Genomic DNA, 9,029 nt, shown 5'->3' on the forward strand with positions numbered 1-9,029 from the left:
TTAAATTGCATTATATAAGCTAAGTATTAAAATTTCGTTAATTATTTTTGCAACTATTTTTGTTATAGAATCAAAAAAGCCCCAAGGGGCTCAAATTTTTATATCATTTGGATAGCTCTGTTACTTGCTTCATTGATTTGATAACAATACCTAAAGACAATCCAAGTGCAGATATCAGAAATCATTGACTTAAGATGTTTTTGACTAAGGACTTCAAATCAGGAACTACTTCTTCCATAAACCATGGATTTTTGGCTTGCCAAATATTATTTCGAGGAGAGGGATGAACGAGAGGAAAAAACTCTGGAAGGTAATCTTTGTAATGCTTAACTGTATCCGTTAATTTTGCCGATGATTTTTGATGCAAATAGTAACGTTGTGCATAGTTACCTACTAAAATCGTCAATTGAATATCAGGAGCTAAAGCAAGAACTTTCTCATGCCACTTGTCTGCAAATCCTTTGCGAGGAGGTAAATCACCTGATTTACCATGACCTGGGAAATAAAAATCCATTGGCACAATAGCAAACATGCCAGATTCATAAAATTCTTCGCGTGAAACACCCATCCAATCCCTGAGATTATCACCGCTAGGATCATTCCAGTAAAGGCCGGACTCTTGGGCACGAATACCAGGAGCTTGTCCTACGATATTAATTCGTGCCGTTTTTGGAATGGTAAACAAGGGTTTTATACCTTGTTCCGTAAAAGCTTTATTTTGTTCATCGGACATGATTGCTTGCGTTAATTCTTCAAGTGTTTCCATATTTTCCTCCTCAAAAAAGAGACAAAACTGTCTCTCTTTTTTATTTGATTAACTCATAGATAGCTTCTGCATAAATGGCAGCTGCACGGTACAAGTCTTCGACCTCAGTAAACTCATTTGCTTGGTGCATCGTGTTAACATAACCAGGGAACATAGCTCCATAGGCAACACCACGTTTGAGGAGACGTCCAAATGTTCCGCCACCAATAATTTGTTCATGACCTTTAAGCCCTGTTTGTTTCTCATAGACTGAAAGAAGAGTCTCTACCATAGGATCATCAACTGGTACATAGTGTGGCACATGACCGTGTTCTGAGAGACTAACCGCCTTAGGACCTTCGAGTTTTTCAAGATCAGACTTAATAGCATCCGTATCAACCCCTTGAGGATAGCGGAAATTCAGAGCAATCGTATTATCTTCTGATTCCTTAGCGAAGTTAAATACACCTGCATTCATGGTCAATTCACCCATCTTAGGATCTGTAAATGCAAGACCTGTCTTTTCAGCAAAGAAATCCTTATGAAGTGTTTCAGCAATTAAATCCAAATACGTTTTAGCATTGCCTTGGAAATCAAATTGGCTAAGGAAGAGTGCCAAGTAGGTTGCCCCATTAATACCATTTTGAGGCATCATACCATGAGCTGATTTCCCATGAATAGTCACATGGAAAACACCAGCTTCTTCGGTCACTTGACCAGTTACTTCTTGTTCCACAACAAAGTCTGCTAATTTGGCCTCGAGTTCTTTCAAAGTGATAGGTCCAGTAAAATCTGCACTTGCTGATTCAGGAACCATATTTTCACGCAAACCACCATTAAAGGACACAAGACTAAAGTCCCCATCATTTTGACCTTCAAAATGGAGATAGGCTGTAATATTACCTTTTTCACCATTGATAATTGGGAATTCTGCATCAGGTGAAAAACCAAAATCAGGATCTTTTAATCCATTATGAGCGAAGTAATATTCCATATCGCCCCAACCAGATTCTTCATCAGTACCAACAATGAAGCGCACACGCTTAGATACTGGAAGCTCGAGTTCTTTAATAATTTTCAAGGCATAGTAACAAGCCATTGTTGGGCCTTTATCATCTGATGACCCACGGGCATAAAGTTTGCCATCTTTGATTACAGGTTCATAAGGATCTGTATCCCAACCGCTACCAGCTGGAACCACATCCAAGTGTGCAAAGATACCCAAAACTTCATCACCTTGACCAAATTCAAAGTCACCAGCATAATTATCGATATTACGAGTTTTATAGCCGTCACGTTCTGCTAAAGCAAGAAAATGTTCCAAAGCTTTTACTGGTCCAGGACCAAATGGGTGCTTATCATCAACCTTACTATCATCACGTTCTGAGTTAATACGCAAAAGACCAAAAAGGTCCTCCATCAAAGCATCTTTGCGCTTATCAACTTCGGCACGAAAATCAATTGTCATAATTTACTCCTTACTGTCTCTAGTTAGCATTATTTTACCATTTTTAGTAAGAGTTTTCATCCTTTATAAAGAAAATACAATCACTTACTCATCATCACAAGACGCCTTACCATTTTGAATAGCATGTGAAACATTTCTTAAATCAGTAATAATCGAATCAAAAGTAATACTATTGCTTTCAACTAGAAACGCTTTCTCTTAGCTACCGGCCTCTTTTTACTTTAGGCTCTACTATTGAAATCACTCATATTGTAGCATTGCAATATTATCATTTCAAGAATTTCCAAAAACTTTAGAATATTCTCTTAATTAATGCTATAATAGGACTATCAAAACTAAGGAGATGCATTATGCCATTTGTAAAAATTGATCTCTTTGAAGGTCGTACTGAAGAACAAAAAATCGAACTTGCTCGCGAAGTTACTGAGGTTGTATCACGTGTTGCAAAAGCACCTAAAGAAGCTATTCATGTTTTCATTAACGATATGCCAGAGGGAACTTACTACCCACATGGTGAAATGAAAAAGAAAAACTAATCATCATTAAGCAGTCACATCCGTGGCTGCTTTTAATATAAAAAAACTGGAGAGAAACTCCAGTTCTATACTTAAATTATCGTTGGTAATTCGTCATCATCTTCAAAATTCTCTACGACTTCTTTACCAGGCAATGGTTTTTGTAGTTTGCCCAAAATAAAACGTGAGATGGGACCAACTACTAAAAAATTAAGTGGTAAGGCCATGATAACATTTGTCAACCAAGCACGACCATAGGATGAAAGCGTCACCGACTGACCGTTGTACACTAATCCATAGAGCGACATAAAGGTTACCATGAATAGCGCAATGGTTCCAGAAATCACTAAAATCTTCGCCCATCGTTTATCATGGGCTTTTACTTTATGTAAAATTGCAAATGCAATTGTCTTGGCTAGTGGTCCCACCAAAAGCATATCCAGTAAGAAAGCAACCACAAATCCAGGAAGATAGCCTTGGAAAAAGTGACCCCAAGCAAAGGGAACTACTCCAGTCCAATCAAGGATGAGAAGATTCCACAGACTCATCCCACAGACCATCATTCCACACATTAAAATCGTAAAAAGCAAAGCTTCTTTAAAATTACGAGGCATTAAAATTCTCCATTTCTAAAAGTTCTCTTTCAGCATATCAAAATTTTTTATTCCTCATAAGTTAAATTTCTCTCATGAAAACGTATTATTTTAGGATGGTTTCCATTTCTGTATATCTCGGTTTCATACCTAAACGTTCGTAAAAACGTACAGCACCCGCATTATCATTCCATACGTGAAGTGTCAGATTATAACAACCTAACTCCTTAGCATAGTCCAAGGCAAATTGATAAAGCTTCTCCCCTAATTTTTGACCTCGAGCCTCCTTATCAACGCATAAATCATCAATAAAAAGAGTCTTAACAGCCTTTAGTGGACCATTATTATCAGATACTTCTTTAATCATTAAGAATAGATGACCTAAGATACGGCCTTCTTCATCCTCATATACAAAAATAGGTTTATTTGGATCATTAATCACTGCTTCTAAGTCTGCATCTGTAAATTTACTGCCTTCTGACTTAAAAACATCAGGGCGTGCATGATGATGCACTATAAGAATCTGCCCCAATAGCTCCTGTAATCTTGGAATATCTTCTGCTCTTGCTAAACGAATCATAATTACCTCCATAAAAAAAGATGGGTAAGCCCCATCTTAATTCTTATTTACCAAGTTTTGCTTTAGCTGCATCTGCAAGAGCTGTGAAAGCTGCTGCATCGTTAACTGCCAAATCAGCAAGCATTTTACGGTTAACTTCGATTTCAGCCAATTTCAAACCGTGCATCAATTGTGAGTATGACAAACCGTTCAAACGAGCTGCCGCATTGATACGTGTGATCCAAAGTTTACGGAAATCACGTTTCTTTTGACGACGGTCACGGTATGCATAGTAGTAAGAGTTCATTACTTGTTCTTTTGCAGTACGGAACAAGATGTGTTTTGCACCATAGTAACCTTTAGCAAGTTTCAATACACGTTTACGACGTTTGCGTGATACAACGCCACCTTTAACACGAGCCATTTATATATTCCTCCGAATTATTTCTAGTTTAGTTAATTTGTAATGCTTTTAGCGGATTAACGCATTTGTGAAAGCATTGATTTGATACGTTTAAAGTCACCTGAATGTACCATTGATGCTTTACGAAGGTGACGACGTTGTTTTTTAGTTTTACCGTGGAAACGGTGAGATGTGAAGGCACGGAAGCGTTTCAATCCACCTGAACCTGTACGTTTGAAACGTTTAGCTGATGCGCGGTGTGTTTTTTGTTTTGGCATTTTAAAATTCTCCTCTTAAAATAGTGTTAGTTTGACAATTATTTTTTGTCAGGAATTGGTGCAAGTTGCATGAACATTTGACGTCCATCCATCTTCGCTCTTTGCTCAATAATCGCAATATCTTGCGTTTTTTCAGCAAATTCCGCCAAGACCTTAGCTCCGATTTCTTTGTGAGTAATCATACGACCTTTGAATCGGATAGAAACTTTAACCTTGTTTCCTTTTTCAAGGAACTTACGGCCGTTACGAAGTTTAGTTTCAAAGTCACCTTTATCAATAACTGGACTCAAACGAACTTCCTTAACAGTAACAACGCTTTGTTTCTTACGTTGTTCTTTTTGTTTCTTTTGATACTCAAATTTGAACTTACCATAGTCCATAATCTTCGCAACAGGTGGCGTAGCTTGTGGTTGGATGAGAACCAAGTCAACATTTGCATCATCTGCAATAGCTTGCGCTTCTGACAATGGTTTAATTCCCAATTGTTCACCATCAAGACCAACAAGACGAACTTCGCGAACGCGAATTTCATCGTTAATGAATAGATCTTTCTTAGCTATGATCTTCACCTCTTTATTTTTTTAGAGAAAAACAAAGCGGACTTGATATACAAGCCCGCACACATAATATCCCTATAGGGATTTGACATGTTGGGCCAGACAACCTAAGTCGCAAGGCGAGAAGTTCTCACTTCTGCTTTTCTCATTGTTAATAGTATAACAAGTGAGTCATCCTTTGTCAATAATTTTTTTTGCTTTTTCTTGAATAAATTCCACAACACCATCAATAGATACACCTGTAGTGTCAAAAGTGATGGCATCTTCCGCTGGTTTAAGAGGTGAAACTTTACGATGACTATCTTTATAGTCACGTTCAGCAATTTCTTTTTTTAGAGTCTCAAGGTCAGCAGGAATACCTTTTTCGATATTTTCCTTATAACGGCGTTCCGCACGTTCATCAACTGAAGCAATCAAGAAAATCTTAAGTTCTGCATCAGGCAAAACCACGGTCCCAATATCACGTCCATCCATGATAATAGCACCATCTTGAGCAATACGTTGTTGTTGCGCAACAAGTTCTTGGCGCACTTCAGGAATGGCTGCTACCCAAGAAACATTATTTGTGACTTGGTTATCACGAATGGGGTGTGTAATATCAACATCACCAACATAAACTTGCTGACTACCATCTGCTGCTTTTCCGAATGAAATCGGATGTAGAGATAGTTGCTCCAAAATTTCTGGTACATTTTCCTCAGTCAAACCATTCTGCAAGGCCAAATAAGTTGCAGATCGGTACATAGCACCTGTGTCAAGATAAGTATAGCCAAGATTTTTTGCAATAATCTTGGCTACTGTACTTTTTCCACTTGACGCAGGACCATCAATAGCAATTCTAATATCTTTCATGATGTTCCTTTGCTTTTAAAATTATTGAACGTTAACGACGTCACCTGGGTTAGCATACCAGTAACCACTTGTCATGTGATCAGGGTTAAGACGTTCCAACTCATCTACAGAGATACCTGCACGTGCAGCGATAGAACCAGCACCTTCACCAGATTGAACAACAATTGATGAACCATCTGCTGCTGCCGTAGCACTTGATGGTGCTGTCTCAGCTGACTCAGTTGCATCTTCTTTTTCTACATGTTTAGAAGAGCTTGATGCTTTAGTTGAAGATGATTTCTCTTTTGAAGATTTTTCTGTAGTAGATTTCTCACTTTCCTCATCTTTGTTTGAGTCTTTCTTGCTAGATGAAGATTTAACAACTTTGCTAGTTGAAGATGAGTAGAATCCAGATGATTCCTTAGATTCCGCAGTTTTGTTTCCACCAACATTTGAAGTATAGAAAACAAAGAACAAAATACATACAACAATAACAAAGAATAATCCAAGCAAGACTGTCAAGAATGATGAATTAATGAATCCGCCACCTTTTTCGCGTTTTTCATCTGAAGGAGTGACATCCTCTTCTTCTTCATAATCCTCAAACTCATCTTCATCATCTAGAAAATCAGCGTCAACTACTTCTTCCAACTCTTCGTCAGAAACCTTATCTTCCCATGGTTTTTTACTCATGATATTCTCCTTGTAAAAACAATAAATCTATTTTAAAATAATACTATGAAAGTATCATTAATTCCAGAAAAATGTATCGCTTGTGGTTTGTGCCAAACCTACTCTCCCGTCTTTGATTATGATGACGAAGGTATTGTTAGGTTCAGAGACAGCGACCAACTCAATCAAATTATTGAAAATAGCCCTGAGACTTTGACTGCCGTCAAGTCTTGTCCCACTAAAGCCCTTATTTGCGAAGTTTAAGCTTCAGGGCTTTTTTTGATTCCTCATAAAAGGCAAAGTAATCAAAGTTTGTCATATGATCCAATAACTCTACCTCACCTTTGAAATCAGGGTGAAGGGCTAATGCATCTAAGAAATATTTCTTAGGCCACTTTCTCATATAAAACTGACGTTTTTTACCATTTTTAAAAATAAGGCACAAGCCAGTTTTAATCACTTCGACTTTTTCAATATCACTAATTTTCACTTTGCGTGGTCTAAAAATATTGAAAGAAACAATACGCAGAATCCCATGATCTTCAATAATAAAGTATCGATGGAAACCTAAACCAAATAAGGCAACGAAAATAGTGAAGAGCATCAAAATATGTGAGGGCACCGAGTACAACTCGAATAGAAGGGCCGCCGCAATAAAGATTGGCGTAATGGCTAAAGACCAGTAGATAATCAGCCAAGATAATTCGGGTTGCCAATGGTAACGATACTTGCCGAAAATTTTAATCATCTCAGCACCTCCATTACTTCTAATTTTACCATAAAATCAGTATTTAGCAAGCTCAATTAAGGTTTACTGACAATTCCAAGAATAACATCTACGGCTTTTTCCATTGTCTGCAAGGAAACGAACTCATATCGACCGTGCATATTTTCGCCACCAGCAAATAAGTTTGGAGTTGGAATGCCCATGAATGAAATTTTAGACCCGTCAGTTCCACCACGAATTGGTTCGATGACTGGCGTAATATCTAAGTCTTCCATGACTTCTTTTGCTAACTCAACAGGCGTCATATCTTTTTCAATCACCTGACGCATATTATAGTATTGATCTTTAAGAACCAAATCAACTCGTGTCTGACCATAAGTTTTATTCATTTCGTCAGCAATTTTTTGGAAGACTGCTTTACGATTTTCAAAAGACTCTGTTTCAAAATCACGGATGATATAAGAAGATTTTGCTTTCTCAACAGTACCTGTCATGGTTTGAAGATGGTTGAAACCTTGATAGCCATCTGTTAACTCAGGGCGTTCTTCTGCTGGCAACTGATTATGAAAATCAATTGCCAACTGCAGGGCATTAACCATTTGGTCTTTTGCTGTTCCAGGGTGGACATTGCGTCCGTGGAAGGTAAGTTCTGCTCCTGCTGCAGAGAAGGTTTCATACTGTAATTCACCCAAAGGTCCACCGTCAACTGTGTAGGCAAAATCGACATCAAAATCTTCGACATCAAATTTATCTGCACCGATTCCAATTTCTTCATCAGGACCAAAGCCTACACGAATCTCACAATGTTTGATTTCAGGATGAGCCTTCAAATAAGCCAAAGCCGTCATAATCTCAGCAATACCAGACTTATCATCAGCTCCAAGAAGGGTGGTCCCATCTGTCGTAATAAGTGTCTGACCGACATAATTCTTGAGATTTGGAAAATCAGCTGGGTCTAGGTTATAACCTGAATTTCCAAGAGGAATGATACCTCCATCATAAGAGTCAATGACTTGTGGTGACACTCCTTCTGCATTAAAATCAGCAGTATCCATATGAGAGATAAAACCAATCTTACGTGTTAACTGGTCATCGTTAGCCGGAAGGGTTGCCACTAGGTAACCATTACTTTCCAAATAATGGATGTTACTTAAACCTAGTTCTTCTAATTCTGGTTTTAAAACCTTCAAGGCAAAATCCACCTGGCTTTGTGTTGTTGGCGTTCTTGTCGCATTTTCATCACTACGTGTATTGATTTTGACGTAACGTAAAAAACGCTCTAAGAGTAAATCGTAGACCATAAGCACTCCTTTTGTTGTATTTAGTATTTACCTCAATTATAGCATAAAAACCCATCATAATGATGGGTTAACGTATAACTTAAACTTTAGATTCTTTTTCATAGTAAGACTTAATCCCTGCCACAATTGCGTTAGCTAAAGTCTCCTGATAAGCAGAGGTATTCAAACGGGCTGCTTCTTGAGGATTTGACAAGAAACCAAGTTCAAGAAGGACTGCCGGAGCTGTCGTCTCACGCAAGACCGCAAAGGTTTGACGCTTCACGCCCTGATTCTGTGCTCCAGTCGCATTAATCAGGCTAGACTGGATAGCATTGGCCAAGGTGTCACTCATGCTCAAACGAGTTGGATTAGCATGATAGGTCGCATTAATACGTGATGGG

At 38.2% G+C, this 9,029-nt stretch carries 14 protein-coding genes and 1 other annotated feature; of the genes, 2 read left to right on the forward strand and 12 right to left on the reverse strand.

Annotated elements, in window-relative coordinates:
• Window positions 1-181: 181 nt before the first annotated feature.
• Together HMPREF1519_RS04110 and pepV are read right to left on the reverse strand one after the other, a co-directional pair.
• Window positions 182-766: a uracil-DNA glycosylase family protein gene (locus tag HMPREF1519_RS04110; RefSeq protein WP_022496341.1), complete on the reverse strand. Its 585-nt coding sequence runs from the start codon at window positions 764-766 to the stop codon at window positions 182-184.
• A 40-nt stretch (window positions 767-806) separates the two neighbouring features.
• Window positions 807-2,213, reverse strand: coding sequence for a dipeptidase PepV (gene pepV / locus HMPREF1519_RS04115; protein ID WP_022496340.1), 1,407 nt, complete (start codon window positions 2,211-2,213; stop codon window positions 807-809).
• 350 nt (window positions 2,214-2,563) lie between these two features.
• On the opposite strand from pepV, the gene HMPREF1519_RS04120 reads away from it, so the two are divergent.
• Window positions 2,564-2,749, forward strand: a complete 186-nt coding sequence (locus HMPREF1519_RS04120) for a 4-oxalocrotonate tautomerase (RefSeq protein ID WP_002885057.1) — start codon at window positions 2,564-2,566, stop codon at window positions 2,747-2,749.
• 71 nt (window positions 2,750-2,820) lie between these two features.
• Here HMPREF1519_RS04120 and HMPREF1519_RS10690 read toward each other — a convergent pair whose 3' ends face one another.
• The 7 genes from HMPREF1519_RS10690 to HMPREF1519_RS04155 form a co-directional block, all read right to left on the reverse strand.
• The gene (locus tag HMPREF1519_RS10690; RefSeq protein WP_022496339.1) at window positions 2,821-3,342 is read right to left on the reverse strand and encodes a hypothetical protein; all 522 of its coding nucleotides are present in this window, start codon (window positions 3,340-3,342) and stop codon (window positions 2,821-2,823) included.
• An 85-nt stretch (window positions 3,343-3,427) separates the two neighbouring features.
• Window positions 3,428-3,901, reverse strand: coding sequence for a GNAT family N-acetyltransferase (locus HMPREF1519_RS04130; RefSeq protein WP_037611239.1), 474 nt, complete (start codon window positions 3,899-3,901; stop codon window positions 3,428-3,430).
• A gap of 43 nt (window positions 3,902-3,944) precedes the next feature.
• A complete protein-coding gene (gene rplT / locus HMPREF1519_RS04135) occupies window positions 3,945-4,304 on the reverse strand; it encodes a 50S ribosomal protein L20 (RefSeq protein ID WP_002885090.1) in 360 nt (119 codons plus the stop codon).
• 56 nt (window positions 4,305-4,360) lie between these two features.
• Window positions 4,361-4,561: a 50S ribosomal protein L35 gene (rpmI, locus tag HMPREF1519_RS04140; RefSeq protein ID WP_002885093.1), complete on the reverse strand. Its 201-nt coding sequence runs from the start codon at window positions 4,559-4,561 to the stop codon at window positions 4,361-4,363.
• A gap of 38 nt (window positions 4,562-4,599) precedes the next feature.
• Entirely contained in the window at window positions 4,600-5,130 is a 531-nt protein-coding gene (gene infC, locus HMPREF1519_RS04145; protein WP_002885108.1) for a translation initiation factor IF-3, read from the reverse strand.
• A 13-nt stretch (window positions 5,131-5,143) separates the two neighbouring features.
• Window positions 5,144-5,266 (reverse strand) — a sequence feature (ribosomal protein L20 leader region).
• 23 nt (window positions 5,267-5,289) lie between these two features.
• Window positions 5,290-5,970, reverse strand: coding sequence for a (d)CMP kinase (cmk, locus tag HMPREF1519_RS04150; protein ID WP_022496338.1), 681 nt, complete (start codon window positions 5,968-5,970; stop codon window positions 5,290-5,292).
• A gap of 21 nt (window positions 5,971-5,991) precedes the next feature.
• Entirely contained in the window at window positions 5,992-6,642 is a 651-nt protein-coding gene (locus HMPREF1519_RS04155; protein WP_002885112.1) for an SAG1386/EF1546 family surface-associated protein, read from the reverse strand.
• Window positions 6,643-6,687: 45 nt separating this feature from the next.
• On the opposite strand from HMPREF1519_RS04155, the gene HMPREF1519_RS10295 reads away from it, so the two are divergent.
• A complete protein-coding gene (locus HMPREF1519_RS10295; protein ID WP_002884882.1) occupies window positions 6,688-6,885 on the forward strand; it encodes a ferredoxin in 198 nt (65 codons plus the stop codon).
• Here the strand turns inward: HMPREF1519_RS10295 and HMPREF1519_RS04160 are convergent.
• The 3 genes from HMPREF1519_RS04160 to HMPREF1519_RS04170 all read right to left on the reverse strand — a co-directional run.
• Window positions 6,869-7,369, reverse strand: coding sequence for an EbsA family protein (locus HMPREF1519_RS04160; protein ID WP_002884906.1), 501 nt, complete (start codon window positions 7,367-7,369; stop codon window positions 6,869-6,871). The two genes, HMPREF1519_RS10295 and HMPREF1519_RS04160, sit on opposite strands and share 17 nt — an antisense overlap.
• Before the next feature lie 56 nt (window positions 7,370-7,425).
• Window positions 7,426-8,649, reverse strand: a complete 1,224-nt coding sequence (gene pepT, locus HMPREF1519_RS04165; RefSeq protein WP_022496067.1) for a peptidase T — start codon at window positions 8,647-8,649, stop codon at window positions 7,426-7,428.
• 79 nt (window positions 8,650-8,728) lie between these two features.
• Window positions 8,729-9,029 (reverse strand): N-acetylmuramoyl-L-alanine amidase family protein (locus tag HMPREF1519_RS04170; RefSeq protein ID WP_037611241.1); only part of this gene is annotated, 301 nt, incomplete at its 5' end.

Origin of the sequence: Streptococcus sp. SR4 (genome assembly GCF_000517725.1) — a bacterium.
GTDB classification, from domain to species: Bacteria; Bacillota; Bacilli; order Lactobacillales; family Streptococcaceae; genus Streptococcus; species Streptococcus salivarius_F.